Genomic DNA, 22,643 nt, shown 5'->3' with positions numbered 1-22,643 from the left:
CGCTCGCGCTGTTCGGTTGCGGGTGAGGGAGTACGGAAAGTCTATCCATCGTTTTGAGGAGGACGTTTCATGAGCACAGCCTATCAAGAAGACATCAGCAGCAGCGTGCTGCGCCGCATGAAAGAAGGCGGTTTTGACTTTTCACGGTTTCATCCCATCGAGTTCTACGCCATTTTCCCGGATGAGGAGCGGGCACGCAGGGCGGCAGGTTATTTCCACCGTGGTGAATCCCTGAATGCGCAAGTCAGTGTGCGCGACGACGGCGCCTGGGCGCTGGAACTGTGCAAAGTCATGTATGCCACCTATGACGGCATCGGCGATTTCGAACAGGGTTTCGAAGCTGTGGTCGAGCCGTTGGGCGGCATCATCGAAGGCTGGGGTGTGAAACAGGAGGTACGAGGGCGACTCGCATAACCTTATGAGCAGTGACATCCAGCAATGACGGCTGACCTTCGGGTTGGCCGTTTTCATTTGCGGGCATTGAACACTGATAAAAAAAGCCGCCTGGGCAGGCGGCTAAAAGGGAAGTCCGATGGGCTTTTCAGCGAATGCCCGGATTATCCAGAGCCGTAGCCGGGCAGTGAAATCAACTCTGGCTATGCTGCTGATAGGCGACCACCACGCCTTGCAATGAAGCGGGGGCGATCAGGTTGGGGCATTTGCCGCACAGGATTGGTGCGGTGCGTGCGTGTAGATTATCCAACCGATTGAAATCTAAGCGTTTATGCCGATGGCACGGGCCTTGCGAAGGTCTGTACGTCCGAGTGACAAGGAGTACGGCATGATCCGCACCTGTTTTGATGAGATGTACGATGCCGGCGGCCTGGTCCGCCCGCATTATCGGGAGTTTGCCCGTTGGCTGGCCGAGACGCCTGACGAGCTTCTGGCACAACGGCGACGCGAGGCCGATCTGTTGTTTCATCGCGCCGGGATTACCTTCACGCTCTACGGGGACGAGCAAGGCACTGAGCGCCTGATTCCCTTCGACACCATCCCGCGCAGCATTCCTGCCAGTGAATGGCGGGTCGTCGAGCGCGGCTGCATCCAGCGGGTCAAGGCGTTGAACATGTTCCTCGCCGACCTCTATCACGAGCAGCGCATCATCAAGGCCGGCATCATTCCGGCCGAACAGGTGCTGGCCAACGAGCAGTACCAGTTGGCGATGCAGGGCCTGGACCTGCACCGCGATATCTACTCGCACATCTCTGGCGTCGACCTGGTGCGCGATGGCGACGGCACCTACTACGTGCTCGAAGACAATCTGCGCACACCCAGCGGCGTCAGCTACATGCTTGAAGACCGCAAGATGATGATGCGCCTGTTCCCCGAACTGTTCGCGGCGCAACGCATCGCGCCCATCGACCATTACCCGAACCTGCTGCTCGACACCCTGAAAAGCTCGAGCCCTATCGACAATCCGAGCGTGGTGGTGCTGACACCCGGCCGCTTCAACAGCGCGTTCTTCGAGCATGCGTTCCTGGCGCGGGAAATGGGCGTGGAACTGGTGGAGGGCGCGGACCTGTTCGTGCGCGACGACAAGGTCTACATGCGCACCACCGACGGGCCGAAAGCGGTCGACGTGATTTACCGTCGCCTCGACGACGCTTTCCTCGATCCGCTGGCCTTCAACCCGGAATCGATGCTCGGCGTACCCGGGCTGCTGTCGTCCTACCGCTCCGGCAACGTGGTACTGGCCAATGCCATCGGCACGGGGGTGGCGGACGACAAGTCGGTGTATCCGTTCGTTACCGACATGATCCGTTTCTACCTCGATGAGGAGCCGATCCTGAAGAACGTGCCGACCTGGCAATGCCGTAATCCTTCTGAACTGTCCCATGTACTGGCCAACCTTCCAGAACTGGTGGTCAAGGAAACCCAGGGCTCCGGCGGGTACGGAATGCTGGTGGGGCCGGCGGCGACGGCGGCGGAAATCGAAGCCTTCCGCGCACGGATCATCGCCAAGCCCCATGCGTATATCGCGCAACCGACGTTGTCGCTGTCGACCTGTCCGACCTTTGTCGAAAACGGCATTGCGCCACGCCATATCGACTTGCGGCCGTTTGTCCTGTCGGGTCGTGAAACCCGGGTCGTGCCCGGCGGCTTGACCCGTGTCGCCCTGCGCGAAGGCTCCCTGGTGGTCAACTCCTCCCAGGGGGGCGGAACCAAGGACACCTGGGTGGTCGAGGATTAAAGGAAGCCTGCCATGTTAAGTAGAACTGCCTCGGATTTGTATTGGATGTCGCGTTACCTGGAGCGGGCGGAAAACCTCGCACGGATGCTCGACATCAGCTATTCGCTGTCGCTGATGCCGCAAGACGGTCGTGGCGACGGTTTGCACGAATTGGCCATGCCGCTGTTGATCACCGGCACCCTGGACGATTACCTGGAACGCCATGGCGAACTGCATGCCGAACGGCTGCTGCATTTCTTCGCCCTGGATGCGGCCAACCCGGCGAGCATCTACAGCTGTCTCGGTGCGGCACGGGCCAGCGCTCATTCGGTACGTGGGCGCATCACCGCCGACATGTGGGAAAACATCAACGCCACCTGGCTGGAAATTCGCGGAATTGCCGAGCAGGGCCTCAGTCGCTACGGCATGAGCCGTTTTTGCGAGTGGATCAAGGAACGTTCCCACCTGTTCCGGGGCGCGTCCTACGGCACCATCATGCGTAACGATGCGTTTCGCTTCATTCGCCTGGGGACCTTTATCGAACGGGCGGACAACACTTTGCGCCTGCTCGATGCCCGCTACGAAATGGCTGGGGATCAGGCCGAAGCGGTGAGCGATGGCACCGCTCACGCGTATTACCAATGGAGCGCGTTGTTGCGGGCGTTGTCGTCGTTCGAGGCCTACACGGAAATCTACCGCGACGCCCCCGGCGCCCGGCATGTCGCCGAACTGCTGTTGCTGCGGGCCGACGTACCGCGATCCCTGCGCGCCTGCACCGAAGAAATCGACCAGATCCTTGCGCAATTGCCAGGGGCCAATGGTCGTCCCGCACAACGCCTGGCGGCGGAAATGGACGCACGCCTGCGTTACACCGGCATCCATGAAATTCTCGAAGAAGGCCTGCACGCCTGGCTGACCGAGTTCATCCCGCTGGTGCGCCAGTTGGGTAACGCGATACACAGTTCTTATCTGGAGGCCGCATGAGACTTTCCATTAGCCACGAGACCACCTATCACTACGAAGACAAGGTGCGGGCGAGCATCCAGTACCTGCGACTGACTCCCCACGACAGCGAGCGCCAGCACGTGCTCAGCTGGCAACTCGACCTGCCGCGTCCGGTGCGGGCGCAACTCGATCCGTTCGGCAACATCCTGCATGTGCTGACCATGGATGAGCCGCACGAGGCGATCATCATCGGCGCCCGTGGCCAGGTCGATATCGACGAGTTGCGTGAGGCCGAACACGAGAGCCAGTCGGCACTGCCGTTTCTGCGCTTCACCCGTTTGACTGAAGCCGATGCCGCCCTGCGTGCGTTCGCCGAGAAGGCGTGCAAGCAGCGCCGCGATCGCACGGCGTTGATCGATCTGATGCATGGGCTCAACCAGCATATGACCTATACGCCAGGCTCCACGGAAGTGGACACCAGCGCGGCCCAGGCCTTTGCCGGGCGTTCCGGCGTGTGTCAGGACCATACCCATGCATTCCTTGCCTGCACGCGCAGCCTGGGCATTCCGGCGCGTTATGTATCGGGGTATCTGTACAGCGAGAGCAGCGAACACCTGGCCAGCCACGCCTGGGCCGAGGCCTGGCTGGATGACGCCTGGTACAGCTTCGACGTGACCAACGAACTGGCCCGGCCGGAACGTCACCTGAAACTGGCGGTGGGCCTGGATTACCTGGATGCCTGCCCGGTGCGCGGGATGCGCCGGGGCGGCGGGTGTGAGCAGATGCACGCCAAGGTGCTGGTTTCACCGACGCCGGCGCCGGTGATCTCCGTTCAACAGCAGTAGACGAGACACTGCGGAACCCCGTGGGAGCGAGCCTGCTCGCGAAAGCGATTTTTCAGTCAGGACTTTTGTCGCTGACACACCGCCTTCGCGAGCAGGCTCGCTCCCACACAGGATCCGGTTTCAGGGCTTAACCTTGCGCCCAACCATATGCTGCAAATACCCCACCAGCATCCCCAGGTCTCCATCTGGCAACACCTCGGTCGAGAACCCTGGCATCTTCGCCTGCGGCCACTGGCGCAAACTCTGTGGTTCGCGGATGTAGCGCTTGAGGAATTCCGCGCCGAAATACTCGGTCGGGTTATACGGAATATTCAGGTCCGGCCCGAACTGCGAGTCGCCGGCGCCATTAAGTCGATGGCACGCCAGGCAGTTCTTCTGGAACAGCGCAAAACCCTTGTTCACCGGATCATCCGCCTTCAACGCCGGATCGGGCAGCAGGGCAGGGAAGCGTTGGGCCACGGGCGCCAGGCGTTTGATACTCGCCACCTGGAACGGCCATTGTTCGGGGCTGATGTTGCCGGCCTGCGGGTTGGTCCAGACCAGATAGAACGGCCCGGCGCCTGGCTTGCCTTCGGATAGCGGTGGCCAGGGCTTGGCCGGGTCTTCAATCGCCAGCCAAGCCTGTGCACCCTGGGTATTGAGCAACGGCGCTGCGGCCATTTCGGCGGCAAAGCCATCCAGGGCCACGGCTTGCAGGTGGTCGTCGGGCTTGATGCCGGTCAGCAACGCGGACAGAGGCACGGCGCGGTAGCTCATGTCCTGCTTGTAGGAAACGTCGTTGCTGATGTTGATGGTTTGCAGCTGAGGATGCTTGAGCAATTCCTCGGTCTGCCAGGTGCGACTGTTCGCGCCCAGCTCCAGGTTCAGCTGTGCGGCATACAGGGGCGAGCCGAACAGCAGGGCCCCGAGCAGAATGAGCTTTTTCAAATGATCGCCGTCCATGTCGTGCAAGTGCCGTCAAGGTTGGCACAGCCACGCTGGCCCGGGTAGCGGGCCAGTCACATTTTGATAGTGGCAATTCAAAAACCGTGACGCCGTATCTTACAGACGTGACTAACCGATCACCTTGGTCAGGTTCGGCAATATCAACAACAGTGTGGTGGCGAAAAGGATGAGCCCGGCTTGTCGTACTTTCGATTGTTTGAACATGGCTTGACCGCCTTTTTTGTTATTTCCTGATGCCTGCCTGCATTGCTCCATGACGGCAGGTGCACTTCCTGTAGCGACGAGCGCCTCGGCAAAACCCGACGACAACTTCGTACAAGTTCACCTTAGAGCCCGCGCAGCGCTTGGCTTAGATCCATTTCATATGGGGTTGTTGCGATTCGCTTTAAAAAAGACATGAGGCCTATTGCCAGCTTCTTTGCCGCCCGTTGGCTAGACAGCTTGGTGTCCGGAATCGGCAAATCAGGTAGCTCACTACCGTCCGTCTGAGCGTGAGCGTCAATGTCTGTGAGCGCTGCGGTCATTGAATCAAACGCGGCTCGGGCCAAGAGTGAGCACTCGATATTCACCCACCCGCACTGTGGTTCGAGGACGTCATGACCCAAGCATTGATTTTCGACGCGTTACGCACGCCCCGTGGCAAAGGCAAGGCCGACGGCGCCTTGCACAGTGTCAAACCGGTGGACCTGGTTGCCGGTTTGCTCACCGCGCTGCAACAGCGCACGGCGCTGGACACCAGCCAGGTCGATGACGTGGTGCTCGGCTGCGTGACGCCGATTGGCGATCAAGGCTCTGACATCGCCAAGACCGCCGCTCAGGTGGCCGATTGGGATGTCAGCGTGGCGGGGGTACAGATCAACCGTTTCTGTGCGTCGGGGCTGGAAGCGGTCAACCTCGGCGCAATGAAAGTGCGCTCAGGTTTCGAGGACCTGGTGGTGGTCGGTGGTGTCGAGTCAATGTCCCGGGTGCCGATGGGCAGCGATGGCGGAGCCTGGGCACTGGACCCGGCGACCAATCTGCACAGTCACTTCACGCCACAGGGCGTGGGCGCGGACCTGATCGCCACCCTTGAAGGCTTCAGTCGTCAGGATGTCGATGCCTATGCGCTGCATTCCCAGCAAAAGGCTGCGCGGGCGCGGGCCGACGGTTCATTCAGCAAGTCGCTGGTGCCGGTGCAGGACCAGAACGGCATCATCCTGCTCGATCACGATGAGTTCATCCGCGCCGATTCGACCCTCGAAGGCCTGGGCAAGCTCAAGCCGAGTTTCGAGATGATGGGGCAGATGGGGTTCGATGCCACCGCGCTGCGGGTCTATAGCCATGTCGAGCGGATCAATCATGTTCACACCCCCGGCAACAGCTCCGGAATCGTCGATGGCGCGGCGCTGATGCTCATCGGCTCCGAAGCCAAGGGCCGGGCGCTGGGCCTGCAGCCACGGGCGCGGATTGTCGCCACGGCAGTGACCAGCACCGATCCGACCATCATGCTCACCGGCCCCGCACCGGCGACCCGCAAGGCGTTGGCCAAGGCCGGGCTGCGGGTCGAAGACATCGATCTGTTCGAGGTCAACGAGGCGTTCGCTTCCGTGGTGTTGAAATTCATCAAGGACATGGCCGTCGACCCGGACAAGGTCAATGTCAATGGCGGTTCCATTGCCATGGGCCACCCGCTGGGCGCCACGGGCTGCGCCATTCTCGGCACGCTGCTCGATGAACTGGAAGCCCGACGCCTGCGTTATGGCCTCGCGACCCTGTGTGTCGGCGGCGGCATGGGCATTGCCACCATCATCGAACGCCTCTGAGCCCGGACTTCAAGGAATCCAGTTATGAACGAAGCCATTCGTTACGAAAAAGGCCAGGACCAGATCGTCGTCCTGACCATCGACATGCCGGGCCAAAGTGCCAACACCATGAACGCGGTGTACCGCGAGGCCATGGCCGGCTGCGTGGCGCGCCTGGTGGCCGACAAGGACAGCATCGCCGGTGTGGTCATCACCTCGGCCAAGAAAACCTTCTTTGCCGGCGGCGACCTCAATGAACTGATCAAGGTCGGCAAGCCCGAAGCCAAAGCCTTCTACGACATGGTGTTGACCCTCAAGGGCCAGTTGCGCACCCTGGAAACCCTCGGAAAACCGGTGGTTGCGGCGATCAACGGCGCGGCACTCGGCGGCGGCTGGGAAATCTGCCTGGCCTGCCATCATCGCGTGGCGCTGGACAACCCGTCGGTGCAACTCGGCCTGCCGGAAGTTACTCTCGGCCTGCTGCCGGGCGGCGGTGGCGTGGTGCGCATGGTGCGCATGCTCGGAATCGAAAAGGCCCTGCCATATCTGCTCGAAGGCCAGAAAGTTCGCCCGCAACAGGCATTGCAGGCGGGGTTGATCGACGAGCTCGCGGCAGATCCCGAAGAGCTGATGGCCAAGGCGAAGGCATGGATTCTCGCCAACCCGACGGCGGTACAACGTTGGGATGTGAAGGGCTACCAGATTCCAGGCGGTACGCCGTCTAACCCGAGAGTCGCGCAGATGCTGGCGATCGCACCGTCGATCCTGCGCAACAAAACCCAGGGCACGATGCCCGCACCGGAAAAGATCCTGTGTGCGGCGGTCGAGGGCGCCCAGGTGGATTTCGACACGGCGCACCTGATCGAAACCCGCTATTTCACTGAGCTGACCACCGGCCAGGTGTCGAAAAACCTGATCGGCACGTTCTGGTTCCAGCTCAACGAAATCAATGCCGGCGGGTCGCGACCTCAAGGCTATGCACCTTATGTCACCCGCAAGGTCGGGGTGCTCGGCGCCGGGATGATGGGCGCCGGAATTGCGTTTGTCAGCGCATCGGCTGGTATCGAGGTGGTGCTCAAGGACATCAACATCGCCGCTGCGGACAAGGGCAAGGCGCATTCGGCGGCACTGCTGGACAAACAAGTCGCTCGCGGACAAATGAGCATCGAGCAACGCGACACCGTGCTGGCGCGCATTCAAGCCACCGAAAGCGATGCCGACCTGGCCGGTTGCGACCTGATCATCGAGGCCGTGTTCGAGGATCGGGATTTGAAGGCCAAGGTCTCGTTGGCTGCTCAGAAGGTCGTCGGCGCAGACGCGGTGATTGCTTCCAACACCTCAACCTTGCCGATCAGCGGCCTGGCGTGCGCCGTGCCCGATCAGAGCAAGTTCATCGGCCTGCATTTTTTCAGCCCTGTGGAAAAAATGCCGCTGGTGGAAATCATCAAGGGCGCCAATACCAGCGACGAAACCCTGGCCCGCGGGTTCGATTACGTCCTGCAAATCAGGAAAACCCCGATTGTGGTCAACGACAGCCGCGGGTTCTTCACCTCAAGGGTGTTCGGTACCTTCACCAACGAAGGCATTGCCATGCTGGGCGAAGGCGTGAACGCGGCGATGATCGAGACTGAAGCACGCAAGGCCGGCATGCCTGTTGGGCCGCTGGCGATCTCTGACGAAGTTTCCCTCAGCCTGATGAACCATATCCGCCTGCAAACGGCCAAGGACCTGCAAGCGGAGGGGAAACCGCTGAGAGAGCATCCGGCATTTGCCGTGATTGACTTGCTGCTCAATGAATACAAGCGTCCGGGCAAGGCTGCCGGGGGTGGTTTCTACGAGTATCCGGCGGGCGGCCAGAAACACCTGTGGCCGCAGTTGAAAACCCGCTTCGAGAAAACCGACGGGCAGATTTCGCCCAAGGATGTGCGAGATCGCCTGCTGTTCGTGCAGGCCATCGAAACCGTGCGCTGTGTGGAAGAGGGCGTGTTGACCTCGACGGCGGACGCCAACGTTGGTTCGATCTTCGGCATCGGTTTCGCCGCGTGGACCGGCGGTGCGCTGCAGTTCATCAACCAGTACGGCGTACAGGACTTTGTCGCCCGTGCCCAGTACCTGGCCAGGCAATATGGCGAGCGGTTCGCGCCGCCCGCATTGCTGCTGGAAAAGGCCGCCAAAGGGGAGGCATTCTAAGGGCGCGCTGACGCATTTCGGGGCTTGCCTTGTCACGGTGTTTCAGGGCAGGCTCTGGGGTGTGCATTATTCCCATCACGTGTCAGGTATTTTTTATGTCGTTACGCATCTGCATTCTGGAAACCGACCACCTGCGTCCGGAATTGGTTGACCAATATCAGGGCTACGGGCAGATGTTCAAACACCTGTTTTCGCAGCAGCCGATTGCCGCCGAGTTCACGGTCTACAACGTGGTGCAGGGTGAATACCCAAGCGACGACCTGACATTCGACGCCTACCTGGTAACGGGCAGCAAGGCCGATTCCTTCGGCACCGACCCGTGGATCGAAACCCTCAAGAAATACCTGCTGGCCCGCTACGAGCGCGGCGACAAGCTGCTGGGCGTCTGCTTTGGTCATCAGTTGCTGGCCTTGCTGCTCGGTGGCAAGAGCGAGCGAGCGACCCAAGGCTGGGGCGTCGGCACCCACAAATACAAACTCGCCGCCAAGGCGCCGTGGATGAGCCCGGTGCGCGAAGAGCTGACGCTGCTGATCAGCCACCAGGACCAGGTCACGTCGCTGCCGGAGAACGCTACGGTCATTGCTTCCAGCGATTTCTGCCCGTATGCCGCTTACCACATCAACGACCAGGTGCTGTGCTTCCAGGGGCATCCGGAGTTCATCCACGACTACTCACGCGCCCTGCTGGACATTCGTCAGGAGGCGCTGGGCGAGCAGGTCTACAGCAAAGGCATTGCGAGCCTGGAGCAGGAACACCACGGCGCCACGGTTGCCGAGTGGATGATGCGGTTTGTCGCGCACAAGCCAACAGCTGGTTAAAACCTGCAGGAGCGAGCCCTGCTCGCGATGGTCGTGAACGATAACGCGCCAAACCTGACAGCCCGCAGTGCTCCCAGGTTTTTCGCGAGCGAGCTCGCTCCTACAACCACCCCGATCTCTTGAAGCTCGCCCACAACCCCAGACAACCCACCGTAATGAATCCCAGCACGCCGAAATAGCCGTAGTGCCAGCTCAACTCCGGCATGTTCTGGAAGTTCATCCCGTAGATCCCCGCCACCGCCGTGGGGAAGGCCAGAATCGCCGCCCAGGCGGCAAACTTGCGTTGCACCACGCTCTGGCGAGAGGCCTCCAGCAGCACCCCGACCTCAATCGTCTGGCTGGCAATATCCGCCAGGGTCGTCAGGTCTTCCATTTGCCGCGTTACATGGATCTGCACGTCGCGAAAGTATGGGCGCATGTTTTTATCGATAAACGGGAAACTCAGCCGCTGCAATTCCTCACCGATCTCGATCATCGGTGCCACATAACGACGCAGGCGCAATACATCACGACGCAGGCCATGCAGTTTCTGGATGTCGTAGTCATTCAACACACCGCATAACACGTTGCGCTCCAGTTCATCGATTTCCGCGTGAATGACTTCGCCCATCGGCTGGTAGTTCTCGATCACAAAATTGAGGATGGCATAGAGAACGAAATCTTCCCCATGCTCGAGCAATAGCGGACGCGCCTCACAGCGTTGTCGGACATGGGCGTAGGACGCCGAGTGACCGTTGCGTGCAGTAATGATGTAGCCATTGCCGGCAAAGATGTGCGTCTCGATGAACTCAAGCTTGCCTTCATGGCGGATGGGCGAATACGTGACGATGAACAGCGCATCGCCGAAGGTTTCCAGCTTTGGCCGGCTGTGCTTTTCCAGGGCGTCTTCAATGGCCAGTTCGTGCAGGTTGAACTGGCGTTGCAGGTTGTAGAGCTCCTCGGCATTCGGCTCCTCGAGGCCGATCCAGACAAAGTGCCCGGGTTTGGCAGCCCAGGCTGCGCCTTCGTCGAGGGTGATATTGGTGACTCTCTTACCGGCGCTATAAACCGCAGCAGCAACAACTCTACCCATGATGGTGGTTCACTTCTTATTGGCAGCTTTCAATTGGCAGCAAATGCAATGGTTGTGTTGATCAGCTTAGCCTTGCAGTGTTTGAGAGTCAGTTAAATCTGCCGAGTTCGCCGGTAAAGTCTTGCAGGCAAAAGAAAACCCGCACCAGGCGGGTTTTCTTGTTCAGGCAGCTTGCAGTTGCCGGTCCATCGAATCGATGCACTCACGCATCTGCTCGCGGCACTGGGCAATCAGCATGGGCATGTCGTCCAGGCTCAGTCCGGCGGTGGGAATCGCCGGCAACGAACGAATCAGGATTTTCCCGCTGCGCCAGCGGTTCAAGCGCATGTGTTTGACGTAACTGCTGACACACACCGGCACGATCGGCACTCCGGCGGCAATGGCCATCTGGAAGGCGCCTTTCTTGAAGGGCAGCAAGTCCTCACCCAGGTTACGCGTGCCCTCCGGGAAGACCCAGATCGAGGTGTCCTTGTTTTGCAGGGTGTGGGTGGTGGTCAGCATCGATTGGCGCGCCTTGTGCGCATTGCCACGGTCGATCAGCACGTTGCCGGCCAGCCAGAACAACTGCCCGAACAGCGGTACCCATTTCAGGCTCTTTTTGCCGATGCACACGGTACGGCGGGGCACCACGTTGCCAAACACAAACAAGTCGTAGTTGGACTGGTGATTGGCGATGATCACGCAACTGTCAGGTTTATCCATCAGCGGCCCGACTTCGGCCTTCACCCGCAAGCGCAAAATACACATGGCCGGCCACGCGTACAGGCGTGCGCACAGACGGCTGTTGTCCGGGTTGAACGGCCGGCACAGGCCGAGAATCACACCCAGCACACCCGCCACAATAAAGTGCAGGCCCATCAATGACATACGCAACAAGAACAGCATTTACAGGCCCCACCGGGACAAAAGGTGGCGCAGTGTACGGATGTGCACTGTTTTCGGCAATTGCTGCCAGAGTAGTGGGAGATAGCCGATGTTTGTGCTGATGTTTCCGATCAATTGGTCAGATGCTGTCTAGAGCGGTTACAGATGTTTAACACGGACATGCATGAAAAAGCCCGACACGATGGCCGGGCTTTGCGTTGTAGCAGATCCGGGCTTAACCCAAATGCTCCTGATCCTGGATGATCGCGTTGTCCAGAGCCTCCAGCAGCGCTTTGCGCACTTTCAATTTGGTGTTCTTGTGCGCGGTCATGTTGATCTTCTTCAACTGACGAGCCGCCGCCAGTGCCGCACCTTGCAGTTCTTCAGCCGACACCACGACATCAAGGAAACCGGCAGCCACGGCGCCCTGTGGAGTGAACATCTCGCCGTTGACCACCGAACGCTGCAGCGCCACTTTGTTCAGGCGGTCACGTGCGATCTCAATGCCCGCGTGGTGCATGGTCATGCCGATCTGCACTTCGTTCAGGCCAATGCTGAACGGGCCCTCAACACCGATGCGATAGTCAGCGGACAGCAGTAGAAACGCGCCCTTGGCCACTGCATGCCCCGGGCATGCAACGATCACCGGGAAGGGGTGCGACAGCAGGCGGCGGGCCAGTGTCGAACCGGAGGTCACCAGTGCCACGGCTTCTTTAGGGCCGGCGGTCATCACCTTCAAGTCATAACCGCCAGAGAGAATGCCCGGCTGGCCGGTAATGATCACCACCGCACGATCAGTCACAGCCTGATCCAGCGCAGCGTTGAACGCGGCAATCACATCCGGGGAGATGGCATTGACCTTGCCGTTGCTCAAGGTCAGGGTCGCGATACCGTCTTCGAGATGGTAGGAAATCAACTCACTCATGACGCTATTCCTTTCAATAAAGATGGGCAGACGTTACCCACCGCCGCAGGCCAGGTAAAGCGCCGTGACTGACCCGCCGGTCACCCTTTACCCGCCCGCCAGGCTTAGCCCGCCGTGCCTGCCGCGTATTCCCCTCTATATAGAAGAGGGGGCGAAGCCGGAGATTGGCCGGTTTGCCATGGCCTCGAGCGACCACAAACGCCGAATCGCGTTAACCGCATGAAAATTCTGAAAAAAATGTTTGCCATCGGAAAAGCTTTCGACTACATTAGCGCGCCTCGACAGACAGAACATGTTTGAAGAGATACGGTGAAGTGTCCGAGTGGCTTAAGGAGCACGCCTGGAAAGTGTGTATACAGGAAACTGTATCGAGAGTTCGAATCTCTCCTTCACCGCCACATTCTGAGAACCCTCGCAAATCCATGGTTTGCGGGGGTTTTTCTTTTTCAGCTGTACGACTCGATTGTACTGCTCACTACATCCCGCCTTCCGTCACTTCGATCCATACCTTTCGCCGACCCGTGTGTCTCCACTACGTGAGCTTGAATCGCTCTAGCGCATAGTCCTTACCTGCCAGGGTAAGTTCAAAAGTGGTGGCGCCGAACGTACCCCGTGTCACTTTTTGCTTCACAAGACATTTGGCCTGGAGTTGCTTTAGACCTTCTTCAACTTCCAATTTGCTGAGTGAGACAAGTTTGCAAACCGAGTCCAGGTTTGCAATTTTTCTGAAGTTTGCATGATAGGCCAAAGTTTCCATCAGCAGCGTTTGGTTATCTGTCAATTGTGGGAACTGAGGGTTGTTCGATTTGTAAATTTTCCGCTCTATCTCGTGTAGCTCGCCATGAGCGCCGTCAGGGGTTCGGTAGTAGTAAATCGCTGCAGTCAGAATGCTGATCAAAGCCGCGACAATCATCAGCAGCGACCAATTCGGCATTGGCGTTTCTAACAGAAGCCAGCTCCACGCACGTAGCAGCCGGCTTTTGGTATCTGCCAACAACGTCAACTCGAAGTAAGTGTCGAGCAGCTTTGTGGCAGATACCAAGGCGACAAGAAAGCCTCCGGTCGAGTAGGCAATAGCTTTGAAAGTGAAGGGGAAATGATTGCCTTCTGCTGTCATGCTGCTCGTCTCCAGCGTAGAGAACCGACGCTATCAGCATAGCAGTGGAAAAGTGGCACCCCGGCATTGGTGCGGGTTGGTGTGATGCTGATCCCGTAACATTGCCGGCGTTCGATGCGCTGGCTGAAAATCTGAACAGGAAGGAACAGCAATGATCACCACCACTACCCATTCCATTGAAGGTCGGCAAATTACGGCCTACCTGGACATCGTCAGCGCCGAGTCGGTGCAAGGGATCAACGTCGTGCGTGACGTGTTTGCCGGGATGCGCGACTTTTTCGGCGGGCGCTCCCAGACACTGGAGCGAGCGTTGAAGGAAGCGCGCATTCAGGCCACCGATGAAATCAAGGAGCGGGCACGGGCGCTTGGGGCGGATGCGGTGGTCGGGCTTGATTATGAGATCAGCATGCCGGCCGGCAAGGGCGGGATGGTCGTGGTGTTTGTGACCGGGACTGCGGTCCAGTTGCGGTGAAAGTGCGAAGCCATTCGTCGGTCACGGGGAGATCAGAACGGTAAGTCCATTAGTGACCAGCTAGTCTCAAAAACCTTGGCGATCGATATTTTTTCGGCAAAAGGGCTTGCCGGTGTCGGTCCCGCTTTTTGAAAAGGGGTGATGAGATGGCTGATCCGTATATCGAGGACGATGACGCAGAGTTTCCGATCAACAATTGCGTGCGGTGTGGCCAGACCCAGTATGTGGCCAGTTTCGGCGAGGACCAGACAGAGGTCGACAAGATCAAGACCAGGGCGTGCCGGGTACTGAAGGGCAAATTCCTGCCCAAGGTGACAGCACCGGTCAGGAAGTAAACGAACGCGAGTAGACCCCGTCATCGAACGGGGTTTTACCCGACTGAAAGGGTTGTATGACAAATTTTTCAAGGGGCTGATCTTTCACAAACTTTTCACGGTTCCCTCCGTAATCTCGACTCATCCGTTAGAAAGCAACACCTGGCCCGTCTCCCCAGCGGGCTTTTTTTTGTCCGTCATAAAACCTTTTCCAAAAATGCTGTCCAATCGTCGCCAATCGCGAAGTTGGACCGGTGTGCTGGACTTTATCCGCGCAAAAGCATTCAATCTCGCCCCCCTTTTTTTGTGTCCCTTTTGTTTGAGGTTTTTGTCATGCGTTTAACACTGCCCGCTCTGGTTCTGGGGCTTCTGGTTGCTCAAGGTGCAATGGCTGGTGACGGCACTGCCGCGCTGGGCGGTGGCTTGGGTGGCGCATTGGGTAACGTGGTCGGCCAGAAGATGGGCGGCAGCACTGGCGCAGCGATTGGCGCAGGCGTCGCTGGCGCGGCGGGCAGCGCAGTTGCCGCCAAAAAAGGTCATCGCACCAGCGCTGCCATCGGTGGCGGTGTCGGTGCGGCCGGTGGTTCGGTGATCGGTAACAGCCTTGGCGGCAAATCCGGTGCCACCATCGGCGCGGGCTTGGGCGGGGCATTGGGCGGCGGCGTAGGCAGCAACCTGGCCAATGGTCACAAGCGTCACTGATACTGATCCAGACTTCAAAAAAGCCCGGCTTGATGCCGGGCTTTTTCATTTATGAACGTTTTACCCCGCAGCGGCTCAAATCCTCCAAACCCCCTGAAGAATGCGAGGCGTACCATGAACCCGAAAACCGACGGCAATAAAACCGCAAGCCTGTGTGCTGCGATTGCTTTTGGATTGTTGGTCTCCCAAGCGGCGCTGGCGGGAGGTAATGGAGATGCCGCGGTAGGCGGTGGCCTTGGTGGGGTGTTGGGCAACGTTGTCGGTGGCCAGGTGGGCGGCAGTACTGGCGCGGCGATTGGTGCGGGTGTTGGCGGAGCGGCCGGTAGTGCCATTGGCGCACCCAAGCACAGTCGTACCGAGGCAGCGGTTGGCGGTGGTTTGGGCGCGGCAGGTGGTTCGGTGGTCGGTAACAGTCTGGGCGGTTCGACCGGATCGGCCATCGGTGCGGGTCTTGGCGGTGCGGCGGGTGGCGCGGTCGGCAATGATCTGGGGAGTGACAGCGGCCATTCCCATTCCGGTGGCGGTCATAAACACTCGAACAAGCACCACCATAAACATCACTAGTTAAGCGAGGCACGCCATGGCTGCGCAAACTGAAAGCAAGAAAGAAAAAGACCCTGGCGAACGGCCGTTTATCAACGATCCCGGCAATGAAGATCCGGGATCGCTGATGGACGATGCGACGGTGCCGCTCAACGATGCTGATGATGCGGGCGATGTGGGGAATATTGATTTTGAAGATGAGGAAGAGGACGAAGATTGATCTGATGGTCTTATCGAGCTGAAGTCATCGATCAATTAGAGCCATTGAGTGTTGATCGGGATTTCATCGTTGCTCTGATCCGGTGGCGCTCGTTATGCTGCTGAATCCTTTAATCCATCTGGGCATCAGGTCGTACCTGAACTGCCCTGGATGCCTCGGAAAACGGATCAGATGCGATGAATGCACCCCTGAAAGCATTCGGCCCGATCAAGGCCGTGATTTTCGATATGGACGGCTTGTTGCTGGACACTGAGGGTATCTACACCGAAGTCACGTCTATCATCGCCGCACGTTACGGTCGAACGTTCGACTGGAGCATCAAACAGAACATCATTGGTCGGGGCGCGGGCGATCTGGCGCGCTATGTGGTTGAAGCGCTGGACTTGCCGATTACGGCGCAAGAGTTTCTGGTGATCCGCGAGCCGTTGATGCGCGAGCGCTTTCCTGGCGCGCAAGCGATGCCTGGCGCACAGGAGCTGGTACGGCATCTGAAGGCCAACAACATTCCCATTGCTGTCGGCACCAGTTCTTCAAGTCAGTCGTTCGGCCAGAAAACCACCTTGCACCGCGACTGGTTCGCCTTGTTCGACTTCATCGTCACCGCCGATGACCCCGAAGTGGGTGCGGCCAAACCGGCACCGGATATTTTCCTGACGGCGGCGCGGCGTCTGGGCGTCGCGCCTGAAGATTGCCTGGTGTTCGAGGATTCGCCCTTTGGTGTCACCGCAGCGAAGGCGGCGGGGATGACGGCGATTGCAATTCCGGATGCGGCAATGGCCGACGCCAGGTACGCACATGCCGATGGCATTCTTCGCACGTTGAAGGCGTTCGAGCCGAGTGCTTTTGGTTTACCTGCGCTTGAATGGACCTAGCTAAAAAGACTGGTCGACACTGGCAAGTGTGGGAGCGAGCCTGCTCGCGAAGGTGATGTATCAGACGCAATCAACGTGTCTGATACTCCCTCTTCGCGAGCAGGCTCGCTCCCACAGGTACTGTTGTGGCTGACAGGCTTCAGGCGCCGAAGCCACCGTCGATGCTCAGGCTGGCCCCTGTGATATAGCCGGCTTCAGGGCCGACGAGGTAGGCGACGAAGCTGGCGATCTCTTCGGCCTTGCCGTAGCGGCCCACGGCCATCATCGGGATCAGGCTTTCCGCAAAGTCACCGTGTGCCGGGTTCATGTCGGTGTCGACCGGACCTGGTTGCACGTTATTGATGGTGATGCCCTGCGGGCCGAGATCGCGGGCCAGGCCTTTGGTCAGGCCGACCAGTGCCGACTTGCTCATGGCGTACGGGCCGCCGCCGGCGAAGGGCATGCGATCGGCGTTGGTGCTGCCGATGTTGATGATGCGACCGCCTTCGGTCATGTGCCTGGCGGCAGCCTGGGTGGCGATGAACACGCTGCGCACGTTGATGGCCAGGGTCTGGTCGAAGTCTTCGAGTTTAAACTCGGCCAGCGGCGCGACGGCCAGTACACCCGCATTGTTGACCAGAATATCCAGACGACCGAAGGCTTCTACCGTGGCGGACACGGCACCGCGGATCGCCTCGGCGTCGGCGCTGTCAGCCTTGATGGCCAGGGCCTTGCCGCCCTTGGCGGTGATGCTGTCTTGCAGTGCTTCGGCCTTGCCCGCCGAGCTGACATAAGTGAAGGCGACGGTCGCGCCTTCAGCGGCGAGGCGCTTGACGATGGCTGCGCCGATGCCGCGGGAACCACCTTGTATCAATGCCACTTTGCCGCTGAGGTTCTGAGTAGTCATGTCGATCTCCAAGTCCCGAGGCGAGATGTCCCGGTTGATGGAGCCTAGTATCGATTCAGGATTACACGCTGTGTAGACCATAATTACGATAGTCTGTGTAAACCAAAAGTTTATAGTAGCCACTATGGAAACCTTCAGCAGTATCGAATGTTTTGTGCGCAGTGCCGAAGTCGGCAGCTTTGCCGAAGCGGCGCGACGCTTGAGTCTGACCCCGGCGGCGGTGGGCAAGAGCGTCGCCAAACTCGAGGCACGCCTGGGCGTCAGATTGTTTCAGCGCAGCACCCGCAGCCTGACCCTGACTGAGGCTGGTCAGTTGTTTCTCGGCGAAGTCAGCGGCAGCCTGCACACGATCCAGAATGCCGTGGCTAATCTCGCCAGCGCCGGAGGGCAGCCGGCGGGCACTTTGAAAGTCAGCATGGGGACAGTATTTGGCTGTTTGTACATTGTGCCGATGCTCGGCGAGTTTCTGCGGCGATTCCCGGCGATCAACCCGGACTGGCACTTCGACAACCGCCAGGTCGATCTGATCGGACAGGGCTTCGACGCGGCAATCGGCGGCGGCTTCGAATTACCCCAGGGCGTGGTGGCGCGCAGGCTGAGCCCGGCGCATCGGGTGTTGGTGGCTTCGCAAGCTTACCTGGAGGCTCATGCGTCGATCAGCGAGCCGGATGACCTCAAGCATCACGACGGAATTCTGATCCGCTCGCCACAAACCGGTCGGGTGCGTTCCTGGCAGTTGACCCATCGCAATCAGCAGCACAGCCCGTTGACGCTAAAGGCACGGATGACCATGAGCGATTCCGAGGCGGCCTGCGCCACGGCCGCGCAGGGGCTGGGCATTGCGCTGGTGAGCATGCCGTTTGCGGCGGGCTATCTGGAATCGGGCAGGTTGCAGCGGGTGTTGCCGGACTGGTACATCGACGACGGCTACACCTCTATCTATTACGCCGAACACAAACTGCTGCCCGGCAAGCCCCGGGCGTTTGTCGATTTCATTATCGAGCAGTTTGCCGAGCGAGGGTTGGGGCAGAGGTTCAGTGCGGTTTGAGCCAGGTTCTAGACCGAGTTGCCCCCTTCGCGAGCAGGCTCGCTCCCACAGAGGTTCTATGTGTGCCGCAGATCCAGTGTGGGAGCGAGCCTGCTCGCGATAATGGCGCCACGGTCTACCGGGCAAACCGCGCCGGCCAGCCAATGATGTTTTTCGGCCGCGGCGTTGCGTAAGTCCGCACCTTCGAAGTCGACAACCCCAGTCGCACCAGCGATTCGGCAATGGTCACCGCTGCCGTCACGCCATCCACCACCGGCACGCCGGTACGCCGGCGAATCTGCTCGTCCAGCCCGGCCATGCCGCCGCAGCCCAGGCAAATCACTTCGGCCTTGTCCTGGGTCACCGCCAGTTCGGCCTGATGCACGATGGCTTCCAGTGCGCGCTGCGGCTCGTGTTCCAGTTCCAGCACGGCCAGACCACTGGCCCGCACCGAGGCGCAGCGATCCCAGAGGCCGGAGAGCTTGAGGCGATCTTCGATCAGCGGCACGGTGCGGTCGAGGGTGGTGACCACGGAGTAGGCGTGACCGAGGAACATCGCCGTGCTGGCGGCGGCGTCGGTGATATCCACCACCGGCACGTTGAGCAGCTCCTGCAGGCCTTCACGGCCGTGTTCGCCATAACCGGCCTGGATCACCGCATCGAAGGGCTGGTCGTAGGACATCACCCGGTCCATCACCGCGATGGCGGCCAGGTAGCTTTCGAAATTGCCCTCGATGGAGTCGGCGCCGAAGTGCGGGGTGAGGCCGACGATTTCCGTGCCGGGCGACGCGACGGCTTGCGCCGAGCGGGCGATGGCCTGGGTGATGGATTCGGTGGTGTTGACGTTGACCACGAGAATGCGCATGGGGAGTCCTTATTGCAGGTGGTTCTGCGGCCTGACAACGCCAGGCCGCGACAGGATTAATGGCTGACGTTGTCGACTGCGATAGATTCGCCACTGACATCGGCATAGTGCGGTTGGCGTTTGGCGATGATCAGGTAGAGCATTCCGGCGATCCCGGCACCGATCAGCCAGGAGAACGGCGACACGCTGTGGAAGCCCGGTACCAATGCCAGGACGATGGCGATCAACGCTGCAGGAATGAACGCCGCCACCGCGCGCAAATTGACACCGCGGCTGTAGTAATACACGCCGTTGGGGTCTTCGCTGTACAGCTGCGGCACATTGACCTGGCCTTTTCGCACCAGCCAGTAGTCGACCATGATCACGCCGTACAACGGGCCGAGCAGGGCACCGAGGCCGGACAGGAAGTACACGATCACCAGCGGGCTGTTGTAGAGGTTCCACGGCAGGATCAGCACGGCGATGGTCGCGCTGATCAGCCCGGCGCGACGGAAGGTCAGGTACTTCGGGGCCAGGTTGCTGAGGACGAACGCCGGGGCGACGAAGTTGGCCATGATGTTCACCGCCACGGTCACGATCAGGAACGCCAGGCAGCCGAGCACCAGGAAGAAGGTGTTGGGGATCGAGGCGATGATTTCGGTCGGGCTTTCGATGATCCGGCCATTGATCTGGAATTGTGCGCCGCACAGCAGGACGGTGATGGCGGCGAACACCAGGATATTCACTGGCAGGCCCCAGAAATTGCCAACCTTGATGGTCTTGCGGCAGGGCGAAGAGCGGGCGAAGTCGCAGAAGTTGAGGATCAACGTACCGTAGATCGCCAGCCACAGTGCGCCACCGGCAAAGATGTTGCGCCACATCTCACCGCCCGTCAGCGGTTCGCGGATCGACCAGGCAATGGTCGCGTCGGCCTGGGTGTACATCCACGCGGCGAGGGCGGCGACGGTCAGCAGAATCACCGGGCCGGCAAATGCCTCGTAGCGCCGCACCATCTCCATGCCATAGGCAAGGATCGCCAGCTGCACGAACCAGATTGCGACGAAACTCACCCAGCCGAGGGTCGATAGACCCAGGATCGAATTGTGGTCGTAGTCGGCGAACCCGGGATGGACCGCCGTCAACAACACACGAAAGACCACGGACGCGAGGTACGTCTGGATACCGAACCAGGCGATGGCGATCACCGCGCGGATCAACGCAGGAATCTGTGCCCCGTGAATGCCGAAACTGATCCGGCTGATGACCGGAAACGGCACCCCGGTCTTTTGTCCCATGTAGCCGGACAGGTTCATGAAGCAATACACCAGCGCCGCCCCGATCCCCAGGGACAGCAGGATCTGCCAGCCGCCCAGGCCCAGGGCATACAGACCGATGGCGAAGGAGTAGTTGGCAATGTTGTGAACATCGTTGGTCCACAGGGCGAAGATGCTGTAGCGGCCCCAACGCCGGCCTTCGGCCTTGGTCGGTGCCAGGTCTTTGTTGTGCAGCCGGGGGCTGAGCACGACGGGGCAGTGATGCGCTCGATTGTCGGCGATAGGGGTGGAATGGGAGGAGGGTAGATCCAGCGCGATGGTGTTATTGGAGAGACTAGTACGCATTCCGGCAGGCTCCTGATGCTCGACATCGCGATGACTGTGCATGAGCGTTTGCTCGACAAATCTTCGTCGCGGGTGGCGAATATCATTGGTTACGGGGCATCTGCAGCCTGTACGGGATAGGGCGCTTCAGGCTTGCGGATCTAAAGTGTGTGTATGTTTTGAATTGATTGTATACAAAACATGTATGCACTTAAGCCAGATCCATGCCAGTCGGAAGATCTATGAACGGCGTTGCTCATTCCGTTTTGTTATGGCTTTTCGCCAAGTTGCTGAAAAATAGAAAATATAAATTGACTGTTTGATCAGGTATTTATTTTGCGAAGGGGATTCAGGAGGGTATGGCGGTGCACGTCAGGCGAGGGGATGTAACTTTTGGGGGCGTAGAAACGAAAAGTGCACACATAAATGGCACCGATGGTGACATTCCTGTGTACACATTTTTGTAGGAGCGAGCTTGCTCGCGAAAAACTCTGGATAACGCGGGCACTCAGGCAGCACGCGTTATCGTTGACGTCCATCGCGAGCAGGCTCGCTCCTACAGAAGGGGGGTATCACAAGGCTCGGGATCAGGCTTTGGACTTGCTGATGATATTCCCCGCATGCAACCCGCATTCCTTCTGCGTCGCTTCTTCCCACCACCAGCGGCCTTCGCGCTCATGCTGGTTCGGCAGTACCGGGCGGGTGCAGGGTTCGCAGCCGATGCTGATGAAGCCGCGTTCATGCAGGCTGTTGTAAGGCAGTTCCAGCATGCGGATGTAGCCCCAGATCTCTTCGCTGGTCATTTGCGCCAGCGGGTTGAACTTGTACAGGGTGCGTTCCGGCGTGGAGAACGCAGTGTCGATCTCCATCACCGCGACAGCGCTGCGGGTGCCAGGGCTCTGGTCCCGACGCTGGCCGGTGGCCCAGGCTTTCACGCCGGACAGCTTGCGGCGCAGCGGTTCGATCTTGCGGATGCCGCAGCATTCGCCATGGCCGTCCTTGTAGAAGCTGAACAGGCCTTTTTCCTTCACGAAAGGTTCGAGTTTCGTGTAGTCCGGAGACACCAGCTCGATCTCGATCTTGTAGTGCTCGCGCACCTGATCGATGAAACGGTAGGTCTCGGGGTGCAAGCGGCCGGTGTCGAGGCTGAACACCTTGACGTTCTTGTTCAGCTTCCAGGCCATGTCCACCAGCACCACGTCCTCGGCACCGCTGAAAGATATCCACAGGTCATCGCCGAACTCGGCAAACGCGAGCTTCAGGATGTCCTGGGCGGATTTGTTGGCATAGGTCGTGGCGAGTTCCACGACGTCGAACGTTGGGCTCATCAGGGCGGCTTCCTACAGGTCGGTGGCGCTGGGCGCTCTATATGGGGCCGATGGTAACAAAAAGCTGCGCCGGCCGGGGCATCCTCTGCGTTGCGCAGGCAGGCCTGAGTCGCTAGAGTTCGGCAGTCTTTTTGCTCGCTCGACTCAATAATCAATACAAATGGG

At 59.5% G+C, this 22,643-nt stretch carries 23 protein-coding genes and 1 tRNA gene; 15 read left to right on the top strand and 9 right to left on the bottom strand.

All coding sequences use genetic code 11. The annotated features are described in order from the left end of the window. Nucleotides 1–69: 69 nt before the first annotated feature. The 4 genes from ACEN8E_RS20860 to ACEN8E_RS20845 all read left to right on the top strand — a co-directional run bounded on the left by ACEN8E_RS20860 (nt 70) and on the right by ACEN8E_RS20845 (nt 3,960). Nucleotides 70–414 carry a ribonuclease E inhibitor RraB gene (locus tag ACEN8E_RS20860; RefSeq protein WP_495589682.1) on the top strand — a complete coding sequence of 115 codons (345 nt, stop codon included), beginning with the start codon at nt 70–72 and terminating at the stop codon, nt 412–414. A gap of 367 nt (nt 415–781) precedes the next feature. After that, on the top strand, nt 782–2,191 hold the full coding sequence (locus tag ACEN8E_RS20855; protein ID WP_429369306.1) for a circularly permuted type 2 ATP-grasp protein: 1,410 nt from the start codon (nt 782–784) through the stop codon (nt 2,189–2,191). 12 nt (nt 2,192–2,203) lie between these two features. Then, a complete protein-coding gene (locus ACEN8E_RS20850; protein WP_495589681.1) occupies nt 2,204–3,154 on the top strand; it encodes an alpha-E domain-containing protein in 951 nt (316 codons plus the stop codon). Further along, nucleotides 3,151–3,960: a transglutaminase family protein gene (locus tag ACEN8E_RS20845; protein WP_495589680.1), complete on the top strand. Its 810-nt coding sequence runs from the start codon at nt 3,151–3,153 to the stop codon at nt 3,958–3,960. Before ACEN8E_RS20850 ends, ACEN8E_RS20845 begins: the two co-directional genes overlap by 4 nt. A 120-nt stretch (nt 3,961–4,080) precedes the next feature. Here the strand turns inward: ACEN8E_RS20845 and ACEN8E_RS20840 are convergent, their stop codons facing one another. Next, on the bottom strand, nt 4,081–4,902 hold the full coding sequence (locus ACEN8E_RS20840) for a c-type cytochrome (protein ID WP_495589679.1): 822 nt from the start codon (nt 4,900–4,902) through the stop codon (nt 4,081–4,083). Between the two features lie 599 nt (nt 4,903–5,501). Here ACEN8E_RS20840 and ACEN8E_RS20835 point away from each other — a divergent pair. The 3 genes from ACEN8E_RS20835 (at nt 5,502) to ACEN8E_RS20825 (ending at nt 9,694) form a co-directional block, all read left to right on the top strand. Beyond that, nucleotides 5,502–6,707 carry an acetyl-CoA C-acetyltransferase gene (locus ACEN8E_RS20835; protein WP_429369299.1) on the top strand — a complete coding sequence of 402 codons (1,206 nt, stop codon included), beginning with the start codon at nt 5,502–5,504 and terminating at the stop codon, nt 6,705–6,707. A gap of 24 nt (nt 6,708–6,731) precedes the next feature. Then, nucleotides 6,732–8,876 (top strand): 3-hydroxyacyl-CoA dehydrogenase NAD-binding domain-containing protein, encoded by a 2,145-nt coding sequence (locus ACEN8E_RS20830; protein WP_495589678.1) that lies wholly within the window; start codon nt 6,732–6,734, stop codon nt 8,874–8,876. A 95-nt stretch (nt 8,877–8,971) separates the two neighbouring features. Continuing rightward, the gene (locus ACEN8E_RS20825) at nt 8,972–9,694 is read left to right on the top strand and encodes an amidotransferase (protein ID WP_495589677.1); all 723 of its coding nucleotides are present in this window, start codon (nt 8,972–8,974) and stop codon (nt 9,692–9,694) included. 100 nt (nt 9,695–9,794) lie between these two features. Here the strand turns inward: ACEN8E_RS20825 and ACEN8E_RS20820 are convergent, their stop codons facing one another. The 3 genes from ACEN8E_RS20820 to ACEN8E_RS20810 all read right to left on the bottom strand — a co-directional run bounded on the left by ACEN8E_RS20820 (nt 9,795) and on the right by ACEN8E_RS20810 (nt 12,555). Then, nucleotides 9,795–10,766, bottom strand: coding sequence for a magnesium and cobalt transport protein CorA (locus tag ACEN8E_RS20820; protein WP_495589676.1), 972 nt, complete (start codon nt 10,764–10,766; stop codon nt 9,795–9,797). 162 nt (nt 10,767–10,928) lie between these two features. Then, nucleotides 10,929–11,651 (bottom strand): lysophospholipid acyltransferase family protein, encoded by a 723-nt coding sequence (locus tag ACEN8E_RS20815; RefSeq protein ID WP_429369291.1) that lies wholly within the window; start codon nt 11,649–11,651, stop codon nt 10,929–10,931. A gap of 214 nt (nt 11,652–11,865) precedes the next feature. Further along, a complete protein-coding gene (locus tag ACEN8E_RS20810) occupies nt 11,866–12,555 on the bottom strand; it encodes a crotonase/enoyl-CoA hydratase family protein (RefSeq protein WP_495589675.1) in 690 nt (229 codons plus the stop codon). Nucleotides 12,556–12,863: 308 nt separating this feature from the next. Between ACEN8E_RS20810 and ACEN8E_RS20805 the strand changes: the two genes are divergently transcribed. Next, nucleotides 12,864–12,953: transfer RNA gene (locus ACEN8E_RS20805), tRNA-Ser, on the top strand. 134 nt (nt 12,954–13,087) lie between these two features. Here the strand turns inward: ACEN8E_RS20805 and ACEN8E_RS20800 are convergent. Beyond that, nucleotides 13,088–13,672 carry a hypothetical protein gene (locus tag ACEN8E_RS20800; RefSeq protein ID WP_495589674.1) on the bottom strand — a complete coding sequence of 195 codons (585 nt, stop codon included), beginning with the start codon at nt 13,670–13,672 and terminating at the stop codon, nt 13,088–13,090. Nucleotides 13,673–13,823: 151 nt separating this feature from the next. Between ACEN8E_RS20800 and ACEN8E_RS20795 the strand changes: the two genes are divergently transcribed. The 6 genes from ACEN8E_RS20795 to ACEN8E_RS20770 all read left to right on the top strand — a co-directional run bounded on the left by ACEN8E_RS20795 (nt 13,824) and on the right by ACEN8E_RS20770 (nt 16,795). After that, nucleotides 13,824–14,144, top strand: a complete 321-nt coding sequence (locus tag ACEN8E_RS20795) for a YbjQ family protein (protein ID WP_495589673.1) — start codon at nt 13,824–13,826, stop codon at nt 14,142–14,144. A gap of 146 nt (nt 14,145–14,290) precedes the next feature. Continuing rightward, entirely contained in the window at nt 14,291–14,479 is a 189-nt protein-coding gene (locus tag ACEN8E_RS20790) for a hypothetical protein (protein ID WP_495589672.1), read from the top strand. Nucleotides 14,480–14,791: 312 nt separating this feature from the next. Beyond that, a complete protein-coding gene (locus ACEN8E_RS20785) occupies nt 14,792–15,160 on the top strand; it encodes a hypothetical protein (protein ID WP_007988063.1) in 369 nt (122 codons plus the stop codon). 114 nt (nt 15,161–15,274) lie between these two features. After that, a complete protein-coding gene (locus ACEN8E_RS20780; protein ID WP_495589671.1) occupies nt 15,275–15,724 on the top strand; it encodes a hypothetical protein in 450 nt (149 codons plus the stop codon). Between the two features lie 16 nt (nt 15,725–15,740). Further along, nucleotides 15,741–15,923: a hypothetical protein gene (locus tag ACEN8E_RS20775; protein WP_495589670.1), complete on the top strand. Its 183-nt coding sequence runs from the start codon at nt 15,741–15,743 to the stop codon at nt 15,921–15,923. A gap of 176 nt (nt 15,924–16,099) precedes the next feature. Further along, entirely contained in the window at nt 16,100–16,795 is a 696-nt protein-coding gene (locus ACEN8E_RS20770; protein WP_495589669.1) for an HAD-IA family hydrolase, read from the top strand. A gap of 139 nt (nt 16,796–16,934) precedes the next feature. Here ACEN8E_RS20770 and ACEN8E_RS20765 read toward each other — a convergent pair whose 3' ends face one another. Further along, the gene (locus tag ACEN8E_RS20765) at nt 16,935–17,681 is read right to left on the bottom strand and encodes a 3-oxoacyl-ACP reductase family protein (RefSeq protein ID WP_495589668.1); all 747 of its coding nucleotides are present in this window, start codon (nt 17,679–17,681) and stop codon (nt 16,935–16,937) included. Between the two features lie 124 nt (nt 17,682–17,805). Between ACEN8E_RS20765 and ACEN8E_RS20760 the strand changes: the two genes are divergently transcribed. Beyond that, the gene (locus tag ACEN8E_RS20760) at nt 17,806–18,729 is read left to right on the top strand and encodes a LysR family transcriptional regulator (protein WP_495589667.1); all 924 of its coding nucleotides are present in this window, start codon (nt 17,806–17,808) and stop codon (nt 18,727–18,729) included. A gap of 115 nt (nt 18,730–18,844) precedes the next feature. On the opposite strand, the gene ACEN8E_RS20755 is transcribed toward ACEN8E_RS20760, so the two are convergent. The 3 genes from ACEN8E_RS20755 to ACEN8E_RS20745 all read right to left on the bottom strand — a co-directional run bounded on the left by ACEN8E_RS20755 (nt 18,845) and on the right by ACEN8E_RS20745 (nt 22,478). Beyond that, the gene (locus ACEN8E_RS20755) at nt 18,845–19,573 is read right to left on the bottom strand and encodes an aspartate/glutamate racemase family protein (RefSeq protein ID WP_008017624.1); all 729 of its coding nucleotides are present in this window, start codon (nt 19,571–19,573) and stop codon (nt 18,845–18,847) included. Nucleotides 19,574–19,629: 56 nt separating this feature from the next. Then, the gene (locus ACEN8E_RS20750) at nt 19,630–21,171 is read right to left on the bottom strand and encodes an NCS1 family nucleobase:cation symporter-1 (protein ID WP_495589666.1); all 1,542 of its coding nucleotides are present in this window, start codon (nt 21,169–21,171) and stop codon (nt 19,630–19,632) included. Nucleotides 21,172–21,737: 566 nt separating this feature from the next. Continuing rightward, nucleotides 21,738–22,478, bottom strand: a complete 741-nt coding sequence (locus tag ACEN8E_RS20745; protein ID WP_413705391.1) for a phosphoadenylyl-sulfate reductase — start codon at nt 22,476–22,478, stop codon at nt 21,738–21,740. Nucleotides 22,479–22,643 lie beyond the last annotated feature (165 nt).

It is taken from the genome of Pseudomonas sp. Pseusp9, from assembly GCF_059491265.1.
This window is presented reverse-complemented; position numbering and strand designations above follow the sequence as displayed.